This is a genomic window from Leucobacter sp. Ag1 (assembly GCF_000980875.1).
In the GTDB taxonomy this organism is placed as follows: Bacteria; Actinomycetota; Actinomycetes; order Actinomycetales; family Microbacteriaceae; genus Leucobacter; species Leucobacter iarius.
Window position 1 is genome coordinate 1 of record NZ_LAYO01000106.1, and the last position, 19563, is coordinate 19563.

General features: G+C 69.0%; 17 protein-coding genes. 12 read left to right on the plus strand and 5 right to left on the minus strand.

Annotation, left to right across the window (positions count from 1 at the left end):
• Positions 1–247 precede the first annotated feature (247 nt).
• The gene (locus tag XM48_RS12810) at positions 248–1204 is read right to left on the minus strand and encodes a metallophosphoesterase (RefSeq protein WP_046456230.1); all 957 of its coding nucleotides are present in this window, start codon (positions 1202–1204) and stop codon (positions 248–250) included.
• A 2-nt stretch (positions 1205–1206) separates the two neighbouring features.
• A complete protein-coding gene (locus XM48_RS12815; protein WP_052961503.1) occupies positions 1207–3798 on the minus strand; it encodes a transglycosylase domain-containing protein in 2592 nt (863 codons plus the stop codon).
• Between the two features lie 127 nt (positions 3799–3925).
• On the opposite strand from XM48_RS12815, the gene XM48_RS17985 reads away from it, so the two are divergent.
• Entirely contained in the window at positions 3926–4102 is a 177-nt protein-coding gene (locus XM48_RS17985) for a DUF4177 domain-containing protein (protein WP_143469771.1), read from the plus strand.
• Positions 4103–4105: 3 nt separating this feature from the next.
• A complete protein-coding gene (locus XM48_RS12820) occupies positions 4106–4579 on the plus strand; it encodes a RidA family protein (protein ID WP_046456231.1) in 474 nt (157 codons plus the stop codon).
• Positions 4580–4654: 75 nt separating this feature from the next.
• Here the strand turns inward: XM48_RS12820 and acs are convergent, their stop codons facing one another.
• The gene (gene acs, locus XM48_RS12825) at positions 4655–6637 is read right to left on the minus strand and encodes an acetate--CoA ligase (protein WP_046456232.1); all 1983 of its coding nucleotides are present in this window, start codon (positions 6635–6637) and stop codon (positions 4655–4657) included.
• 215 nt (positions 6638–6852) lie between these two features.
• Here acs and XM48_RS12830 point away from each other — a divergent pair, with 215 nt between their 5' ends.
• From XM48_RS12830 to XM48_RS12865, 8 genes are all read left to right on the plus strand, one after another.
• Entirely contained in the window at positions 6853–7848 is a 996-nt protein-coding gene (locus XM48_RS12830) for a CpaF family protein (RefSeq protein ID WP_084821176.1), read from the plus strand.
• A gap of 23 nt (positions 7849–7871) precedes the next feature.
• Positions 7872–8786, plus strand: a complete 915-nt coding sequence (locus tag XM48_RS12835; RefSeq protein WP_197074208.1) for a type II secretion system F family protein — start codon at positions 7872–7874, stop codon at positions 8784–8786.
• A 370-nt stretch (positions 8787–9156) separates the two neighbouring features.
• A complete protein-coding gene (locus tag XM48_RS18545) occupies positions 9157–9291 on the plus strand; it encodes a DUF4244 domain-containing protein (protein ID WP_231580878.1) in 135 nt (44 codons plus the stop codon).
• Positions 9288–9770: a TadE family protein gene (locus XM48_RS12845; protein WP_197074209.1), complete on the plus strand. Its 483-nt coding sequence runs from the start codon at positions 9288–9290 to the stop codon at positions 9768–9770. The genes XM48_RS18545 and XM48_RS12845 overlap by 4 nt, the downstream gene beginning before the upstream one ends.
• On the plus strand, positions 9767–10564 hold the full coding sequence (locus XM48_RS12850; RefSeq protein ID WP_046456235.1) for an Rv3654c family TadE-like protein: 798 nt from the start codon (positions 9767–9769) through the stop codon (positions 10562–10564). The genes XM48_RS12845 and XM48_RS12850 overlap by 4 nt, the downstream gene beginning before the upstream one ends.
• Before the next feature lie 223 nt (positions 10565–10787).
• Entirely contained in the window at positions 10788–13616 is a 2829-nt protein-coding gene (gene topA / locus XM48_RS12855) for a type I DNA topoisomerase (protein WP_046456236.1), read from the plus strand.
• On the plus strand, positions 13616–14248 hold the full coding sequence (gene tmk / locus XM48_RS12860) for a dTMP kinase (RefSeq protein ID WP_046456237.1): 633 nt from the start codon (positions 13616–13618) through the stop codon (positions 14246–14248). The genes topA and tmk overlap by 1 nt, the downstream gene beginning before the upstream one ends.
• Before the next feature lie 101 nt (positions 14249–14349).
• Positions 14350–14697 (plus strand): hypothetical protein, encoded by a 348-nt coding sequence (locus XM48_RS12865; RefSeq protein ID WP_046456238.1) that lies wholly within the window; start codon positions 14350–14352, stop codon positions 14695–14697.
• Between the two features lie 99 nt (positions 14698–14796).
• Here the strand turns inward: XM48_RS12865 and XM48_RS12870 are convergent, their stop codons facing one another.
• On the minus strand, positions 14797–15717 hold the full coding sequence (locus tag XM48_RS12870; protein ID WP_046456239.1) for a universal stress protein: 921 nt from the start codon (positions 15715–15717) through the stop codon (positions 14797–14799).
• Complete coding sequence (locus tag XM48_RS12875; RefSeq protein WP_046456240.1) at positions 15714–17141, minus strand: APC family permease; 1428 nt, start codon at positions 17139–17141, stop codon at positions 15714–15716. The genes XM48_RS12870 and XM48_RS12875 overlap by 4 nt, the downstream gene beginning before the upstream one ends.
• Before the next feature lie 236 nt (positions 17142–17377).
• Between XM48_RS12875 and XM48_RS12880 the strand changes: the two genes are divergently transcribed.
• Positions 17378–18412 (plus strand): iron-siderophore ABC transporter substrate-binding protein, encoded by a 1035-nt coding sequence (locus XM48_RS12880; RefSeq protein WP_046456241.1) that lies wholly within the window; start codon positions 17378–17380, stop codon positions 18410–18412.
• Between the two features lie 78 nt (positions 18413–18490).
• A complete protein-coding gene (locus tag XM48_RS12885) occupies positions 18491–19528 on the plus strand; it encodes an iron-siderophore ABC transporter substrate-binding protein (RefSeq protein WP_046456242.1) in 1038 nt (345 codons plus the stop codon).
• The last annotated feature ends 35 nt before the right edge of the window (positions 19529–19563 follow it).

Genomic DNA, 19563 nt, shown 5'->3' on the forward strand with positions numbered 1-19563 from the left:
GTGCCGGGGCCGAACGCGTTCCGGGCGCTTCACCGGCCGCTCAGGAGCGAGGCCGACGATTGGACGCCGAATCGACGATCGGACGGCGCGCTGCGCGGCGAGTGGGCGTCCAATCGTCGGGAAGGCGTCCGCTCGCCGCACAGGCCTCCACCTGTCGAGGAGCGTGCACAACACCCGCAGACACGATTGGGCCCGAGCACCGAAACGGTGCCCGGGCCCAATCGTGTCTGCGGATGTCGCGCGGGAGCTACCGCGCGGCTTCGAGGGTGAGCAGGGTCACTTCGGGCTTGCAGCAGAAGCGCACGGGCGCGTAGATGGAGTTGCCGAGGCCCGCGCTGACGTTGAGGTAGGCGGCGCGTTCTGCGTCGTACCAGACGCTCAGGCCGCGCGCCTGGCGCACGGGCAGGTCGCAGTTGGCGGTGAGCGCGCCGACGCCGGGGACGCGCACCTGGCCGCCGTGGGTGTGACCAGCGAGGATCAGTTCGGATCCCTCGTCGAGCAGCGCCCCGAGGGCGGCCTGGTACGGCGCGTGGACCACGCCGAGACGCACGGGGGAGCCGGCCTGCGGTGCTCGCTTCGATGCGCGCGCCTCAGTGGGCTCTGCGGTGCGCGCTGCGCGCATGCGCTCGGCATCGTCGTAGCGGATGTGCGGATCGTTCAAGCCGAGGAGCTCGAATCGGGTGCCGGCCAGCTCGAGCCATTCGGCTGAGTTGTTGAGGTCCGTCAGGCCCAGATCCTCGGTGAGCGAGCGGGTGAGAGCGGCGTTGTCGATGTCCTGCGCGCGAGTACTCAGTCGGCTCGGCGTGCTGAGGTACTTCAGCGGGTTCTTGAACCTGGGGCCGTAGTAGTCGTTCGACCCGTGGACGAAGACGCCGGCCCGAGTCCGAGCGGCGAGTGGCTGGAGCGCGTGGACGAGCGAGGGTCGCGCGTCGGTGTGCCCCATGAGGTCGCCGGTGAGCACGAGCAGGTCTGGGTTCAGTTCGGCGAGCGAACGGACCCAATCGATCTTGCCCTCCTGCCAGGGAGCGAGGTGCAGGTCGGAGAGCTGCAGGATTCGAACCGGCGCCGAGCCCCGGGGGAGCAGCGGCAGGGTATGCCGGCGCACGGTGAAGAGGCGACGCTCGATGAGCGTCGACCAGACCGCGACGCCGGCGGCAGCCGCCCCGAGGGCGACCGCCGCGCGGGCGTTCTTGCGTCGTGCCATCCCTAGTTCCCGCAGCTGAGGGTCAGCGTGATCTGGGAGCTCTGCTTGGCTTCTTTGCCGCTGCCGGGGCTGACGGACTTGACCGTGTCCTTGCCCGGGTCGGGTTTGCCGCTTCCGGTGTCGCACTGCAGCACGACCTTGGTGAAGCCGGCACCGGTGAGCGTGCTCTGAGCGTCTGCACCGGTCCGTCCGGTCAGCCCGTCGGGCACCTTCGCGAGGTTTCCGCTGCTGCGGAAGATCTTCACGTCGGCGCCGGCCGGTGCCGAGCTGCCGCCGGCCGGGTCGGTCTTCGCGACCATGCCCTTGGGCACTGCGGAATCCGTGTTGCCGCCGTCGACCGGAGTGAAGCCGGCCGTGGTGAGCGCCTTCACCGCTTCGTCGTACGACTTACCGGTGAGATCCGGGACGGTCTGCGTGGTGACCCGCAGCGCCGAGCTGGAGGGCTCGGGGAACGCCTTGCCGCCGTACTTGAGGTCAGCAGCTCGCATCGTGTCACGCCAGATCTGCGAATCGGCGGTCTGGAAGCCGTAGCCGAGCGTGGAACGCTTGCCGGTCACGTTGCCCACCCAGGTGGAGGTCGCGACGGTGGTGCTGGAGCCCACGGTCCAGTTGTCGACCACGTCGTCGGTGGTTCCGGTCTTCGCCAGGTGCGGGATGCCCTGGTACGGAGCGGCTGCTTCGCGGGCGAGACCCGACTCGGCGGTGTACTGCAGGGTGTAGGCGACGCCCGCGGCGACCTCGGGGGAGATCGCGTTGGTGCACTTGCTCTTGGTGAAGTCGACGGGCTTGCCGTCGGGGCCCGTGATGGACTCGATCGGCACGGGAGTGCAGACCTTGCCGCCGCCGGCGAACGCGGCGTAGGCGGAGGCCATGGTGATCGGAGCGATCTCGTCGACACCGCCGAAGGTGTTGGAAGGCACCATCGAAAGGTCGCGGAAGTTCCCGGAGATGGTCGGGACGAACGGCTTCTTCGGGTCCGCGGAATCCTTCGGGAGGTCCGAGGCGCGGTGGATGCCCAGGTCCTTCGCGGTCTGGAAGATCTCGCACAGGTCGAGCTTCTGCGCCATCGAGGCGACGCCACCGTTGATCGAGAAGCCGATCGCGGTCTTGACGGACTGGTTGCCGCGGATGCCGGTGTTGTCGTTCGAGAACGTCCAATCGCCGTAACTGTAGACGCCGTCGGGCATGCAGGACGCCTGGAAGGACTGCAGCTGCACGGTGCGGCCGTTGACGTTGACGATGTCGTTCACCGAATGGCCGCTCTTGAGCCACTGGGTCAGCGTGATCGGCTTGAACGTCGAACCGACCTGGAAGCCGCCGGATCCGCCGTACTCGAAGTCGGTGTTCCAGTTGATGCTCGTGTAGTTCGGATTCTTCTTGAGGAAGGTGCCGTCGTCGCTGAATGGACGGCTCTGCACCATGGCGAGCACCTTGCCGGTGTCGACCTGCACCGAGGAGCTCGCGCCACCGACGTCGATCCCGTCGACCGGGGTCTGCGGGACGCGCTCGTGCATAGCAGCGAGGCCGGCCTTCTGCAGATCGAGATCAATGGTGGTCATGATCTGGTACCCGCCGCGGCGGAACTGGAACATGCGCTCCTCGGCGGTCGCGCCGAAGCTCGGGTCGTTGCGGATGTACCGCTGGACGTAGTCGCAGAAGTGACCGAGACCGTAGTTGCCCTCGGCGACCGAGCAGCCCGGCACACGCGGGGTGATCTTCGGAACGATCGGCGCTGCGACGGCCTCGTCGTACTGGGCCTTGGTGATCTTCTCGGTGCGGAGCATCGATCCCAGGATCTTGTCGCGGCGCTGCTTGTTGCGCTCGAGGTTCTCCGGCAGGTCGAGCTGCAGCTGCGCCGGGTTGTTCACGATCGCGACGAGGCTCGCGGCCTCGGAGAGCGTGAGGTCCTTCGCCGTCTTGCCGTAGTAATAGTGCGCGGCCGATTCGATGCCGTAGACCTGGCGGCCGAACAGTGCGATGTTGAGGTAGCCGAGGAGGATCTCGTCCTTCGAGTACTTCTTCTCGATGCTGATCGCGAGCTTCATCTCCTTGAGCTTGCGATCGGCATCCTGGCGGGTGGCCTCCTTGTAGGCGGCCTCCCGCTCCTTCTCATTGACGATCGCCTGCGACTCCTGGATCAGCACGTTGCGCACGTACTGCATGGTGATGGTCGAGGCGCCCGAGAGGTTCTGCCCGGCGACGTTCTGCAGCATCGCGCGGCTGGTCGCGATGACGTCGACACCGCCGTGCGAATAGAAGCGCGGGTCCTCCTCGGCGACCGCGGCATCCTTCACGAACTGGGAGATGTCGTCCCACTTGACCTCTTTGCGATCCTGATCGTAGAAGGTCGCCAGCTGGACGGTCTTGCCGCCCTTCTTCGCGTACAGGGTCGAGGGCTGTGCGAGCTCACCGGGGTTGATGTGATCCGGCAGGTTCTCGAAGATCTTGATCGCCGAGGTCGCAGCGGCACCGCTGACGGCGACGACGGGGGTGATGGCTGCGGTGAGCAGCACGCCGGCCACGACGCTCATGGCGATGGCTCCGAAGAAGCCGGCGAGCGCGCCACCCGCGCTCCGCGGCTTCACCGTACGCACGCCGGAAGATTTCGCGCGCGAAGACGATGGGGTCTGATGGGTCATACAATCAAGGGTACGCGACACGCCTGACAATCCTGATCGCGCGGCGCTCCTGCGCGCGCTGCGATCGAGCGAGGAGCCCTGTATGGACAACGCATCCGTGCCCGCCGAGCCGCAACGCTGGGAATATTTCGTGACCCCGCTGCTGCTCCACAACGAGGCCCAGATCCTCAACAACTGGGGCGCTCAGGGCTGGGAGCTCGTGCAGATCATCGAGGGCCCGGCCGGCGGTAACGTCGCGTACCTCAAGAGAAAGGCCTGACACATGTCGGTTATCGAAGAACGCCTGCGCGAACTCGGCTACGAGATCCCCGAGGTCGCGGCGCCCGTCGCCGCCTACGTCCCCGCACTGCGGCAGGGACGTCACGTGTACACGAGCGGGCAGCTGCCCTTCGTGAACGGTGCGCTGCCGGCTACCGGCAAGGTCGGCGAGGGCGAAGGCCTCGTCTCCCCGGAGCAGGCCGAGGAGCTCGCCCGCATCTGCGCGCTGAACGGTCTCGCTGCTGCTCGCGGCGTGCTCGGCTCGCTCGACAAGATCACCCAGGTCGTCAAGGTCACCGCGTTCGTGGCCTCCGATCCTTCGTTCACGGGGCAGCCCGCGGTCGCCAACGGAGCCTCGATGTTCCTCGGCCGCGTGTTCGGAGACATCGGGATCCACGTCCGCTCGGCGGTCGGCGTCGCGGTGCTCCCGCTCGACGCGCCGGTCGAGATCGAGTTCACCTTCGAGGTCGAGAAGTAGCCACTGACGGCTTCGCTCGAACGAGCAAGGGGCGCGGGATCACGATGATCCCGCGCCCCTTCTGTGTCCGGCGGACTACTTCGCGCCCTGGTCCGAACGCATCCGGATCGAGATGGTCTGCATCACCGCGGTGTCGGCGAGGGTCGTGGTGTCGCCGATCTCGCGCCCCTCGGCGGCGTCGCGGAGCAGCCGTCGCATGATCTTGCCGGAACGGGTCTTGGGCAGCTCGTTCACCACGAAGACCTGTCGAGGGCGCGCGATGGCGCCGATCGCCTGGGCGACGTGCCCGCGCAGCTCCTGCTCGGCCTCCTCCGGTGTGAGCAGGTGCTGCTGGCTCTTCAGGATCACGAACGCGACCACGGCCTGGCCGGTCGTCTCGTCGCTCGCGCCGACCACGGCGGCCTCCGCGACCGCGTGGTGGCCGACGAGCGCCGATTCGATCTCGGTTGTCGAGAGGCGGTGCCCCGACACGTTCATGACGTCATCGACGCGGCCGAGCAGCCAGATGTCCCCGTCCTCGTCGAGACGTGCGCCGTCGCCCGCGAAGTACTGATCGCCGAACTTCTCCCAGTAGGTCTCGACGAAGCGATCGGGATCGCCCCAGATGGTGCGGACCATGCTCGGCCAGGGACGCTGCACGACCAGCAGGCCGCCCTGGCCGCGATCCACCGCGTTCCCCTCGTCGTCGACGACCGCGATCGAGATCCCGGGCAGGGGCACCTGGGCGCTGCCCGGCTTCAGCGTGGTGAGTCCGGGCAGCGGCGAGATCATCATCGCGCCGGTCTCGGTCTGCCACCAGGTGTCGACGATCGGAGCGGTGCCCGCGCCGATCACGTCGCGGTACCAGCGCCACGCCTCCGGGTTGATGGGCTCACCCACGCTGCCGAGCACCCGGATGCTCGAGAGGTCGTGCTGCTCGGGGACCTGGCGGCCGACCTTCATGCAGGCCCGGATGGCGGTCGGCGCGGTGTAGAGGATGGTGACGCCGTACTTCTCGACGATCTGCCACCAGCGGCTCCAGTCCGGGGTCTCGGGGGTGCCCTCGTAGACGACCTGGGTCGCGCCGTTGGCGAGCGGGCCGTAGACCACGTAGCTGTGCCCGGTGATCCAGCCGATATCGGCGGTGCACCAGTAGACGTCGGTCTCGGGCTTCAGATCGAACACGTTGCGATGCGTGCTCGACGCCTGGGTGAGGTAGCCGCCCGAAGTGTGCAGGATCCCCTTGGGGCGTCCGGTGGTGCCGGACGTGTAGAGGATGAAGAGCGGGTTCTCGGCGGGGAACGCCTGGGCGGTGTGCTCGCCGTCGTACGAGGTGATCTCCTCGTGCCACCACAGATCGCGGCCCTCCTGCATGGAGATGTCGTTGCCCGTGCGCTGCACGACGAGCACCCGCTTCACGCTGAGGTCGGTCCCGTTCTGCAGGGCCAGCGCATCGTCGACCGTCGGTTTGAGCGCCGAGACGCGGCCCTTTCGGTTGCCGCCGTCGGCGGTGATCACGAGCTCCGCCTGAGCGTCGTCGATCCGCGCACGCAGGCTCTCCGCACTGAACCCGCCGAACACGACCGAGTGGATCGCACCGAGGCGGGCGACCGCCAGCATCGAGACGATGGCCTCGGGGATCATCGGCATGTAGATGGCGACGCGGTCGCCCTGCTTCACGCCGAGGCTGGTCAGCATATTCGCAGCGCGCTTCACCTCGTGCGTCAGCTCGGCGTAGGTGATCGTGCGGGTATCGCCGGGCTCGCCCTCGAAGTGGATCGCGACCCGGTCGCCGAGCCCCGCGGCGAGGTGCCGGTCGAGGCAGTTCGCGGCCACGTTCAGCGTGCCGTCCGCGAACCACTTCGCGAACGGGGGATTGCTCCAGTCGAGCGTCTCGGTGAAGGGACGGCTCCACTGCAGCTTGCGCGCTTCCTGCGCCCAGTAGGTCTCGGGGTCTTCGGCAGCGCGCCAGTAGACCGACGAGTCGTTGAGGCTCGCCTGCGCCGCGAACTCCGCGCTCGGCGGATAGGTCTCGGTGTCGAGCGGGTGGCTGTCGATGGTGCCGTGCTGGTCAGTCATTGCGGCTGCTTCCCAATCTGTGCGCTTCCGGTCAGGCATCCTTGCTCGGACCGGTTGCCGCCAGCGTAATATATAACTCCCGCTCCCGGGGGAATCCGGTGCTGAGCGGGGCGATCTCCCTTCACAAGCGGCGTGTGTGACCGATTCGGTGGGTCGGCAACTGAGCGTCGGTGGAAACGGTTCGTTCCGCGCTGGTGCGCGACCACACTGGCCGCATGCCCGAACCCGATCGCCCCGACTTCGACCCTCCGAAGCTCTCGACACGTCTCCCTCCCGGCGCTCGCCGCGCCTTCGGCGATCTGCTCCCGATCCTCGATCTTCCGGGAGTGCGGGATCTACTGATCCAGGTCACCGGGAGAACCGGTCGTGCCTGGGTGGACCGTGCCGGAGCGTTGCAGGCCCTGCCCGGTTGGCGGGCGAGCCCGGAGCGGGTGCGGCGGATCGCGGTGGATCTCGTGTCGGCCGGCAACCGTCAGCTCGACGAGCTGCATCCCTGCGCCGATGTCGCGATCGGTGCGGGGGTCCGGGTGCACGCCGTACTGCCTCCGATCTGCGTGGCCGGAGCCGCGGTCTCGATCCGCCTCCCTGCGGCGGCGCAACCGCAGTTGCACCGGCTGATCGAGACGGGTCTCTGTTCCGGACGCATCGCCGACGAACTGACCGCGCTCGTCTCGGATCGCCGCAACGTCCTGATCTCCGGGGGAACCGGCAGCGGGAAGACGACGCTGCTGGGCGCGCTGCTCGATGAGGCTCCTCCGGGTGATCGCGTGGTCACCATCGAGGATGTCGCCGAGCTGCGGCTCCGGCGGGAGAACTGGGTGGCCCTCGAAGCACGGACCCCGAACGCGGAGGGCTCCGGTGCGGTGTCGCTCGATCGGTTGCTGCGGGAATCGCTGCGTATGCGGCCGGACCGGATCGCGCTGGGCGAGTGCCGAGGGGCCGAGGTGTCGACGCTGCTCGCTGCGCTCAACACCGGCCACGACGGGAGCGCCGGAACAGTGCACGCCAATCGGCTGGGGGATCTTCCGGCGCGGTTGGAAGCGTTGGGGGCCTTGGCCGGTCTGAACCCCGGTGCGCTCGGGCGGCAGGCGGTGGCGGCGTTCCAGGCGTTCGTCCATCTCGAGCGCGGGCCCGACGGTCGTCAGCGCGTCGGAGCGATCGGGAGGCCGGTCCTGGCGCGTGATCGGCTCGAGATCGGCCCGCTCCCATGACCTCGGTCGGCGACCCTCCGTCGGTGGACTTCGTGCCCTGGCCCGCCGGGGAGTTCGCGCTCCGGTGCGCGGTGCTCCTGCGCGGGGGCCTGCTGGCCGCTCGCACGATCGAGGTTCTCGCCGACACGGATCCCGGCGACGTCGGGACCGCCGCCGGTCGTATCTTCGACCGAATCGCTCTCGGGCGGCGGCCGGCGGCGGCGATCGCGGCCGAGAACGGTCCGGACTGGCGGTATCTGGCGGCGGCGTGGGAGGCTGCAGGGCTCAGCGGAGCGCCGCTCTCCGATGCACTGACCCGGCTGGCGGAGGCGCTCGACGGGCTGCGTCGGCTCGCGGATCGCCGAGGAGTGCTCCTCTCGGGTCCCCGCGCGACCGTGCGGCTGGTCGCGGTGCTGCCGCTCCTCTCGCTGCTGCTCGGGATCATCCTGGGATTCGACCCGCTACCGGTGCTGCTCGGTCCCGTCGGGGGCGCGTCCGCGGCGGTGGGGGCGGTACTGCTCTGGGCCGGAGTCGTGTGGGCGAGAGCATTGGCCGACCGGGAGCTCGGAGCGGAGCGGGTCGCTGGACTCGAACTCGAACTGCTCCGCATCGCCGCGCACGGAGGAGCCGACCTGCGCGCGGGTGTTCGCCGAGCGGTCGACTGCGCCGACCTGCACGGAGCCGAGTGGGTGCGGTTCGACGATCTCCGCCGGGGCAGCAGGGTGCGCCGGGCCCTCGAATCGGCGTCGGAGACCGGGGTCGGATTCGGGGACGCGCTGCTCCGCTTCGCCGTCGAGCGGCGGGAATCGGCGCACGCCGCCCTGGAACGCAGCGCGGAGCGGCTCGGCGTCCGGATCCTGGTCCCGCTGGCGACCTGCGTGCTTCCGGCCTTCGTGCTGCTCGGCGTCGTGCCCGTGCTGATCGCCGTGCTCGGTGGCGTGCTCGAGAGCGGTCGATGAGCTGCTGCCCTCCACAGCGGGCTTCGTGGCACCCGCCCTGTGCACAACCTCGGGAGCGGCTGCCGCCGCGCCCAGACTTGATCCACTTCACCCCGCTGAACCTCGAACCCTTTCCATCAGAAGGAGGCCCATGCCGAACCGAATCGACACCGCCCGAAGCAGATCCGAGATCAGATCCCGCGCTGCCCATCCCGCGTCCTCCGCTTCCGGACGGGCACCAGACAAGAACGGTACGCGCCGCGTGCCGATCCCTCGCCCTCATCGACCGCACCCCTCCTCGCGCTCGAACGATTTCGATGCGCACGAGCAGCGCGCCGAGACCCGCGCCGCTCCGGACGCGAGGGGGCTTCTTCGCGACGAGCGCGGAGCGGTGACCGCCGAATACGCGGTCGTGATCCTGGCCGGAGTGGCGTTCGCGGGGCTGCTCATCGCAGTCATCCGATCGGAAGAGGTCCGTACGATGCTGGTCGACCTCGTGCAGCAGGCCCTGGGGTCCGCCGGATGAGCGTCGCCACACGGGCCGGATCGCTTCGGCACGATGAGCGGGGCAGCGTCACCGCGGAGTTCGCGGTCGTGATGCCGGCGATTCTCGCCGTGCTCGCGCTGGTGCTCGGCGGCATCATGCTCGCCGGTCGGCGCATCGAACTCGTGTCCGCATCCGCCGAACTCGCCCGTCTTGAAGCCCGCGGCGACATCGGGCTCGCCGCCGAACGCGAGCGGCGGTTGCCCCGAGGGACGAACGTCTCGAGAGAACGCTCCGGGCAGCTGCTCTGCGTGAACCTGCGAGCCGCGCCGGGCAGCGGCATCCTCTCGGTCCTCGGGATCTCCGCGCGATCGTGCGCGGCGGCGCACGCTTCGGGTCCGGCGCACGGGGCTGCTTCGGTCGACGAACCGGGTCTCTCTTCGGCCGCGCACCCGGGCCCGGCCGCGCGCCCGGTCTCAGCTGCACGATCGGGTCCGCTCCCCGGCCGGCGCCGTCGATGAGCGTTCCCGTTTCCATGGGTGTGGTCGCTGCGGTGCTCGCCCTCGGGGCACCGGTGATCACCGCTGCAGTGCGTGCCGAAGCCGGCCATCGTGCGCTCGGCACGGCGGACGCGGCCGCGCTCGCCGCAGCGGACGCGAGCATCGGTTTCCTCGACGGCGAGCCCTGCGCGGCCGCGGAGCAGGTGGCGAGAGCCGCCGAGGCCCGGCTCTCGGAATGCGAGACCGACCGGGACGGATTCGAGGTCCGGGTCGTCATCGAGACCGCCGCACCGTTCGGGTCCGTCGTGGGTCGAGCTCGGGCCGGTGCGCAGCCGAACGCTGCGGCCCCGGTCGGCAGCGGGCCGATCGGCGCGAACGGATGGGCGTGGCCCTCAGCCGTCCGGGCGGTCACCCAGGGGCCGCACGACGGGCATGCGGTCGATCTCGCCGTCGATGCTTCCGGAGTGCTGTACGCGCCCTATCGAGGTATCGTCGTGCGCGTCGGCGACGATGGGCACGGGATCCCGGCGGAGTGCCGGGCCCGTCCGGACTGGTGGCACGGTCCGAACCAGACCGTCCTCATCCGGCACGAATACCTCGGGCGCACGTTGTACAGCTCGCACAACCATCTCGTGGCGGGATCATCCGCGCGAGCGGGCATCGGGGTCGGCACCGCCGTCTCGGCGGGCCAACCCGTCGGTGCTGCCGGGCGCAGCGGATGCACCTCCGGACCCCACTCGCACTTCACGCTGGCGAGTGCTCCGCGCAACACGAATCCCGACCTCGACCCCTACCTCTATATCGGGTCACCGTGAACTGCTCAGCGGACCTCCGGTACCATGACGCGAAGCAACCCGGAATGCTGGGCTGTGTATCGTTGCGAAGCAGGAACCTCTCGACGGTGGAACTCCGAAGAGGGGTGCGCACGATACGCAGCGCACTTGCGGGCGCTGGACCAGAACCGCGCGAAGCGCGGATCACCCGGCGAACCGGCACCGCGAGACGGTGCGAACGAACGCCACAGAAGAAGGAGTGCCCGTGGGGGCCGCGAAGAAACTCGTGATCGTCGAGTCGCCGACCAAGGCGAAGACCATCGGCGGATATCTCGGCGATGACTACGAAGTGATCGCCTCGGTCGGGCACGTGCGCGACCTGGCGGAGCCGTCGGAGCTGCCCAGCGAGCTGAAGAAGGGACCCTTCGGCAAGTTCGCCGTCGACGTCGACAACGGGTTCGCCCCGTACTACGTCGTCGCCGACAACAAGAAGAAGACGGTCAGCGAGCTCAAGCGCGCGCTCAAGGGAGCGGACGAGCTGTGGCTCGCCACTGATGAGGACCGCGAGGGAGAGGCGATCGCCTGGCACCTGCTCGAGGTGCTCAAACCCAAGGTTCCCGTGCGCCGCATGGTGTTCCACGAGATCACCAAGGAAGCCATCGAGCAGGCCAAGGCGAACACGCGCGACCTCGACATCGCGCTCGTCGATGCTCAGGAGACCCGCCGCATCCTCGACCGGCTGTACGGCTACGACATCTCGCCCGTGCTCTGGCGCAAGGTCGCCCCCAAGCTCTCCGCAGGGCGCGTGCAGTCCGCCGCGACCCGGCTCGTAGTCGATCGCGAGCGCGAGCGCCTCGCGTTCGTCTCCGCCGAGTACTGGGACATCACCGCGACCTTCACCCCGGAGGCTGGCTCCGAAGACACCACGCCGTTCGCCGCACGACTCGTGCGCGTCGACGGCAAGCGCCTCGCCACGGGCGGCGACTTCGCCGACGACGGCACCCTGACCCCGCGCGCGGCGAAGGCCGGAGTCGTCGGCCTCGAACAGGCGCGCGCCGAACGACTGGCGTCCGCGCTCGCCGCCGGAGCGCCGGCACGGGTCCGCTCGGTCGAGACCAAACCGCACACCCGTCGCCCGGCCGCACCGTTCACCACCTCGACCCTGCAGCAGGAAGCCTCTCGCAAGCTCCGCTACAGCTCGCGCCAGACCATGTCGTTCGCCCAGTCGCTCTACGAGAACGGCTACATCACCTATATGCGAACCGATTCGCCGTCCCTGTCGGGGCAGGCGATCCGCGCCGCGCGCACTCAGGCCGCGGAGCTCTACGGCTCGCAGACGGTCCCCGAGAAGCCGCGCGTCTACACGGGCAAGGCCAAGGGTGCCCAGGAGGCGCACGAGGCCATCCGACCCGCGGGTGACGCCTTCCAGCGTCCCAGCGCGCTGAAGGGCAAGCTCACCCAGGGGGAGTACGCCCTCTACGAACTGATCTGGAAGCGCACCGTCGCCAGCCAGATGGCCGATGCCAAGGGCTCGACCGACACTGTGACCGTCGGCGTCGAGGTGTCGGAGCCCGGCGAAGCACGAGCGACCGACACCGAGTTCACGGCGAGCGGCACCGTCATCACCTTCCCCGGCTTCCTGCTGGCGTACGAGGAGGGCCGCGACGAGAAGCGCGGTGACAACGAGCAGAACGTGGCGCTGCCGCAGCTGGCAGAATCGCAGGCGCTCGGCGTGACCGAGCCCGAGGCCAAGGGCCACGAGACCAGCCCGCCGCCGCGCTACACCGAGGCCAGCCTCACCAAGCGGCTCGAAGAACTCGGCATCGGTCGACCCTCGACCTACGCGGCGATCATCAGCACGATCATGGATCGCGGCTACGTGGCCAAGAAGGGCCAGGCGCTCGTGCCGAGCTGGATCGCCTTCTCGGTGGTCCGCCTGCTCGAGGAGCACTTCGCGGCGCTCGTGGACTACGACTTCACCGCCGAGATGGAGAACGACCTCGACCGGATCGCCTCCGGCGAAGCCGACCGTAGCAGCTGGCTCACCGAGTTCTACTTCGGCAGCGATGCGCACCCCGGCCTGCGCGGCGTCGTCGACAACCTCGGCGAGATCGACGCGCGAGCCATCAACACCATCAAGATCGACGATTCGATCTCGCTGCGCAACGGCAAGTACGGCCCCTACCTCGAAGTCTTCGACGACAAGAGCGAAGTCGGCGAGGACGGGACGCTCAAGCCGCGCAGCGTCAACATCCCCGACGGCATGGCCCCCGACGAGCTCACGCCCGCGAAGGCGCACGAACTGGCCGACGCCGAGCCGGCCGAAGACCGCGTGGTCGGCCTGCACCCGCAGACGGGCAAGCGCATCGTGGCGAAGAACGGTCGCTTCGGCCCCTACGTCACCGAACTGCTCGACGACGGCGAAGAGCTGCCCAAGGGGCAGAAGCCGCGCACCGCTTCGCTCTTCAAGAGCATGGACCCCGCCAGCATCGAACTCGATGCAGCGGTCGCCCTGCTCGATCTGCCGCGCGTCGTCGGCGTCGATCCCGAATCGAACGCCGAGATCACCGCGCAGAACGGGCGATACGGCCCCTACCTCAAGAAGGGCACCGACACCCGGACGCTGCCGAGCGAGGACGCGATCTTCTCGATCGACCTCTCCGGAGCTCAGGAGCTGTTCGCGCAGCCCAAGTACGGCGCACGCAAGGCGTCCAGCGCACTGAAGGAGTTCGACGCCGACCCGGTCAGCGGCAAGCCCATCAAGGTCCGTGACGGCCGCTTCGGGCCGTACGTCACCGACGGTGAGACCAACGCGACGATCCCGCGCGGCGACAGCGTCGAAGACATCACCTTCGATCGCGCCGTCGAGCTCCTCGCGATCAAGCGAGCCAAGGGCCCAGCAAAGCGCAAGGCCCCGGCAAAGAAGGCGCCCGCAAAGAAGGCTCTGGCCAAGAAGGCCGCCGCCGCGAAGAAGACCACGGCAGCTTCCGGCGCGAAGAAGACGGTCGATCCCGCCCGGTCCGCAGCAGCGAAGAAGGCCGCGGCGACCCGAGCCGCGAAGAAGGCCGCCGAGCAGGCCGCCGCCGGAGCGTGATGGACGGACTGTTCATCACGCTCGAGGGCGGCGACGGCGCGGGGAAGACCACCCAGGCCGAGATGCTCGCGAGCTGGCTCGAAGCACGCGGGCTCGAAACGCTGCGCACGCGTGAGCCGGGCGGAACACCGCTCGGCTCCGCAGTGCGCGGGATCCTCCTGCACGGTGGCGACGAGCTGGGCGCGGTCGACCCGCGCGCGGAAGCGCTGCTCTACGCCGCGGACCGAGCGCAGCACATCTCCCAGCTCGTGCGCCCCGCGCTCGACCGGGGGATCGTCGTCGTGCAGGATCGCTACATCGACTCCTCCCTCGCCTATCAGGGCGCCGGACGCGTGCTCGACACCTCCGACGTGCGCCGCATCAGCGAGTGGGCCAGCGGCGGGCTGTGGCCGGCGCTCACCATCCTGCTCGACGCGAGCCCCGAACTCGCCGCCGAACGCCGCGCCGCACGCGGCGGGACCGCGGACCGGCTCGAAGCCGAAGCCGCCGCATTCCACGCCGCGGTCCGCAACGGGTTCCTCGACCTCGCCGCCGCCGAGCCGGGACGTTTCCTCGTGCTCGACGCCTCCCGACCCGTCGACGAGCTGCACCGCGAGATCATCGCCCGCGTCGAGGAGCTGCTCGCGCGGTAGCGGCGGAAAGGCCGCAACGGCGGCCCGCCGCAACGGCGGAAGCGCCGCAACGGTGGCCCGCCGCAACAGCAGGAGCACCAGATCGGCAGAGGAGGGCGCGAATGGTCGTCCCCTACCCCCGGATGCCGAAGAACGTCGTCGGCCGCTGGCTCTGGATCGGGCTGAGCAGCGCGATCGTCCTCGCCTTCCTCGCGCTCTCCGTGGCCCTGATCGTGTCTGCAATCGCCTTGAGCAACCCGAGCAACTCGGCAGACCGACCGAACGGCGGCGAACTGCTCCTCTCGATCGCCATGCTCCTCGCCTGCCTGCTCGGCACTGCGCTCTTCACCTGGATCCTCGCCGACGGGCTCCGCACGATCACGCGTGAACGCGCCGAGCAGCGACGCCTCGAATCCAGCATCCGAGAGACACGCGCCCGCATCGAACAGCTGCGAGACCGCCGGCGCTGACCGCGCCACCGCCGACGGCGAACACACGCCAGAGGCCCGGATCGGCGAGCGATCCGGGCCTCTGGCGTACGGTGCTGGCGGAGTCCCGCCCTCGGAGGGCTAGAACTCCCCGCCGGCCGCGTACTCCTCGGCGGCGCGGCGCGGCACCACGATCACGGGGACGACCGCGTGGTGCACGATCTTGCGGGCGTGCGAACCGAGCGTGACCCGCGAGAACGGGCCGCTGCTGCTCGAGCCGAGTACGAGCACATCGCCCTGGCCCCACTCGACCGCGGCCATCGCCTCGTCCCAGTCGTCTCCGACGCCCAGCACCACCTCGGCCGCCTTCGGCAGCTCGGTCTGGGCCGCGGTGGCCTCGAGCGCCGCGTTCGCGTCGGTGAGCAGCGTCTGACGCCACTCCGCGAACACCTCGGTCTCGTAGTCCTGCCCGATGCCGGACGACGCCATGCGCCGCGGTCGCACGGCGAAGGAGGCGATGCGCAGGCGCAGGCCGCTCTCGGCGGCGATCGTCGCGGCTCCGAGGATCAGATCGCTGTCGGCCTCGGTGCCGCGGTACGCGGCCGTGATCTGCTCGATGTCCTGGCCGTCGCGCAGCCGGAAGCCGCGCGGCGCGATGGCGACGGGCACGGGCGAGGTCTGCATGAGGCCGGAGTCGACCGACCCGAGCGAGATGCGGCCGATCGGCGACGACTTCGCCGCCCCGACGACGAGCCGCTGCCCGCCGACCGCCTCGACGATGTCGATGAGACCCTGGCGCACCGAGGACGGATCCTGATGCACCATCGTGCGGGCGGACACGTCCGCCGGGACCTGCTTCAGCGCCTCGGCGAGAGTGGCCTCCGCCTGCTCGACGAGACGGTCCTGGTAGTCCTGGTCGCCGCGGCTGAACGCGAGCGGCCAGCCCGTCGCGGTGACCGCGGCGATGACGAGCTCGAGCTTCATGCTGCGCGCGAGGAGCGCGCCGAGGTGCACGGCCGAGCTGGAGCTGTGGCCGGGGGCGATACCGACGACGATGGTCACGATGCGACCTCCTGGGAGTACGGGCCGGGCTGCGCGAGCACCGAGCGCTTGCGAGCGTAGAAGAAGTAGTAGAGGAGGAAGAGCGCGGTCCAGACCGCGAACACCGCGATCGTGATCAGCTGCAGGTTCGTGATGATCCAGAGGCAGCCGAGGATCGACAGGACGGGGATCACGTAGCCGCCGGGAACCTTGAAACCGCGCTCCAGGTCGGGTTCGCGTCGCCGCAGGATGATGACGCCGAGCGAGACGACGATGAACGCGGCGAGCGTACCGATGCTCGTCATCTCGGCGAGGAAGTTGATCGGGATGACGCCCGCGAGGATGCCGGTCGCGATCGCGACGATGATCGTGTTGGGGATCGGGGTCATGGTGCGCGGGTTGACCTTCTGGAACACCTTCGGCATCATCCCGTCCTTCGACATGGCGAAGAGGATTCGGGTCTGGCCGTAGAGCACCACGAGGGTGACGCTGAAGATCGAGATCACGGCGCCCGCGGCGACGAGGGTGCCCGGCCAGGACGCGCCGACGAGGTTCTCGATGATCGCGGAGAGTCCGGCGCTCTGGTCCTTGAACTGCTCGGGGGCCTGGGCGCCGAGGCCGGCCATGGCGACGAGCACGTAGATCGCGGTGACGATGACGAGAGCGAAGATCAGCGCCAGCGGCAGGTTCCGCTTCGGGTTCTTCGCCTCCTCGCCGGCGGTCGAGACGGCGTCGAGGCCCACGAAGGAGAAGAAGATGATGCCGGCGCCGGACATGATGCCGGCGAAGCCGAAGGGGGCGAAGTTCGCGAAGTGGTCGGCGTTCCAGCCGGTGAAGGCGATGGCCGCGAAGAAGACGAGCACGACGAGCTTGATGACCACCATGATCGTGTTGGTGATGACCGATTCCTTCGTCCCGCGGATCAGCAGCAGGGCGCAGAGCGCGATGAGGATCACGGCGGGCAGGTTGATGATCCCGCCTTCCTCGGGCGCGTTGGAGAGCGCGGCGGGGAGCTCGAAGCCGAAGAGGTTGTGGAACAGCTGGTTCACGTACTGCGACCAGCCGACCGCGACCGCGGCCGTCGAGACGCCGTACTCGAGCAGCAGACAGGCGGCGACGCCCATTGCGGGCATCTCGCCGAGGGTCGTGTACGCGTAGGAGTAGGAGGATCCCGAGACCGGGACGCTGCCGGCGAGCTCCGCGTAGCAGAGGGCGGTGAGGCCGGCGACGATGCCTGCGATGAGGAAGGAGATGATGACCGCGGGCCCGGCGGTGGGGACGGCCTCGGACAGGATGAAGAAGATACCGGTTCCGACGGTGCCGCCGACGCCGATCATGGTGAGTGAGAACAGGCCGATGCTGCGCGAGAGTTTGGGGCCGTGCGTCTCGTCCCCTTCGCGTGGGATCGGCTTGCGGCGCAGAAGCTGCTGCGGCATCGAAGTCATGCGTGTGAGTCCTTCGGACGTCGTTGTCGGGTGGGTGCATGACAGTGTCCCCCCAGAGTGCCCGTGTCCACAAATCCCCGACACGTTGAGAGCCCGTGGGGGAGGGAGTCCCTGTCTGGAACGAAACGGTTTCTGACCGATCCGATACACATCTGATGTAGTTAAGGGTAGGCTAACTTCGCACCTTCGACGAAGCGGGTCCTCCGCGCGGCGGTCGGCCCCTGGAAAGGACCCTCGTGCGCACTCGTCGCCTCCTCGGCCTCGCCGCGGCCGTCATCGCGGCCGTCTCGATCTCCGCCTGCTCCTCGGCGGCTCCGTCCGGATCCGGCGACGCCGGCGGATCGGGATCCGGGAACGACGCGACGGGTGCGTTCCCCGTCACCATCGAGCACGCGTTCGGCAAGACCATCATCGAACAGCAGCCGAAGCGCATCGCGACCGTCGGCTGGACCAGCCAGGAGGTGCCGCTGGCGCTCGGCATCGCGCCGGTCGGCATGGCGAAGATCACCTGGGGCGACGACAACGGCAACGGCATGATGCCCTGGGTCGAGGACAAGCTCGCCGAGCTGAAGGCGCCGACGCCGAAGCTCTATGACGAGACCGACGGCGTGGACTTCGAGGCCGTCGCGGCGACGAAGCCCGACGTGATCCTCGCGGCGTACTCCGGGATCACGAAGGAGGACTACCGGACCCTCTCCAAGATCGCTCCGGTCGTGGCCTACCCGCACACCGCGTGGGGCACCAGTCTCGACGACCTCGTGCGCATGGACTCCGAGGCGATCGGTAAGAAGGCCGAGGGGGAGGCGCTGCTGAAGCGCCTGCACGAGGAGTCCGCGGCCTCGCTCGCGAAGCACCCGAAGCTCGCGAACGCGAAGGTGCTGATCGCGAACATCGACCCCAAGAACCTCAGCCAGGTCACGATCTACACCTCGCACGACACGCGGCCCCGGTTCCTGAAGGAGCTCGGACTGCCCGAGCCGGCGATCGTGACCGAGGAATCGAAGAAGACCGATGCCTTCTTCGCAACGGTCAGCGCCGAAGCCGCCGACCGCTTCTCGGATGTCGACCTGATCGTCTCGGCCGGGACCCCGGACCTGCTGAAGCGCATGCAGGCGGATCCGCTGCTGAACAAGATCCCCGCCGTGGCGAACGGGCGCGTCGCGATCCTGCCCGACGCCTCGCCGCTGGCCGTCTCGGCCTCGCCCTCCCCGCTCTCGATCGGCTGGGGCGTCGACCGCTACTTCGACGCGCTCTCGGCGCCGCTGCAGTAGCCCCTCCCAGAACGACCCGACGCCCATCCGGGCACCCGCGCACCGCGATCGGCGCGCGTTCCGACGAAAGGACACCCCGTGCGACCTTCTCGCATCCTCGCCCTGGCCGCAGCGGCCCTGATCGCCCTCACCGCGAGCGCGTGCTCGTCCCCGAGCGGATCCTCGGAAGAGTCCGGCTCGGCAGGCGGCGGCAGCGCGAAGGGCGCCTTCCCGGTCACGATCGAGCATGCTTTCGGCAAGACGACCATCGAGCAGCAGCCGAAGCGCGTCGCGTCGGTGGCGTGGATGAACCACGAGGTGCCGCTCGCGCTCGGCGTCGTACCCGTGGGCATGAGCAAGGCGACCTGGGGCGACGACAACGGCAACGGGGTGCTGCCCTGGGTCGAGGATCGGCTGAAGCAGCTCGGGGCCGAGACCCCGACGCTGTTCGACGAGACCGACGGGATCGACTTCGAGGCGGTCGCCGCGACGAAGCCCGATGTGATCCTCGCCTCCTACTCGGGCCTGACGAAGGAGGAGTACGAGACGCTGTCGAAGATCGCGCCGGTGGTGGCGGAGCCGGGCGTCCCCTGGGGCACGAGCCTGCAGGACGTCATCCGCATGAACTCCGAGGCGATCGGCAAGAAGGCCGAGGGCGACGCGCTCATCACCGAGCTCGACCAGAAGACCGATGCGGCCCTCGCGAAGCACCCGAAGCTGAAGGAAGCCAAGGCGCTCTTCGCGTACATCGACCCCAAGGACTTCAGCAAGATCGGCTTCTACACCACGCACGACACGCGCCCCGGGTTCCTCAAGGACCTCGGCATGCCGGTGCCGAAGGTCGTGGAGAAGGAGACGAGGAAGACGGATCAGTTCTACGTCACCGTGAGCGCCGAGGCGGCGGACCGGTTCTCCGACGTGGACCTCGTGATCGTCTACGGCGATACCAAGGGCGAACTGGTGAAGCGTCTGCAGGCGGACCCGCTGCTCTCCAAGATCCCCGCGATCAAGGCCGGCCGCATCGCGGTGCTGCCGGACCAGACCCCGCTCGCGGCTTCGGCGAACCCCTCGCCGCTGTCGATCGGCTGGGGCATCGACCGCTACTTCGACACGCTCGCCGCGCCGCTCGAGAAGTGAGCGGGAGAGTGTCCGTCGCCGTGAGTGGAGAAGGA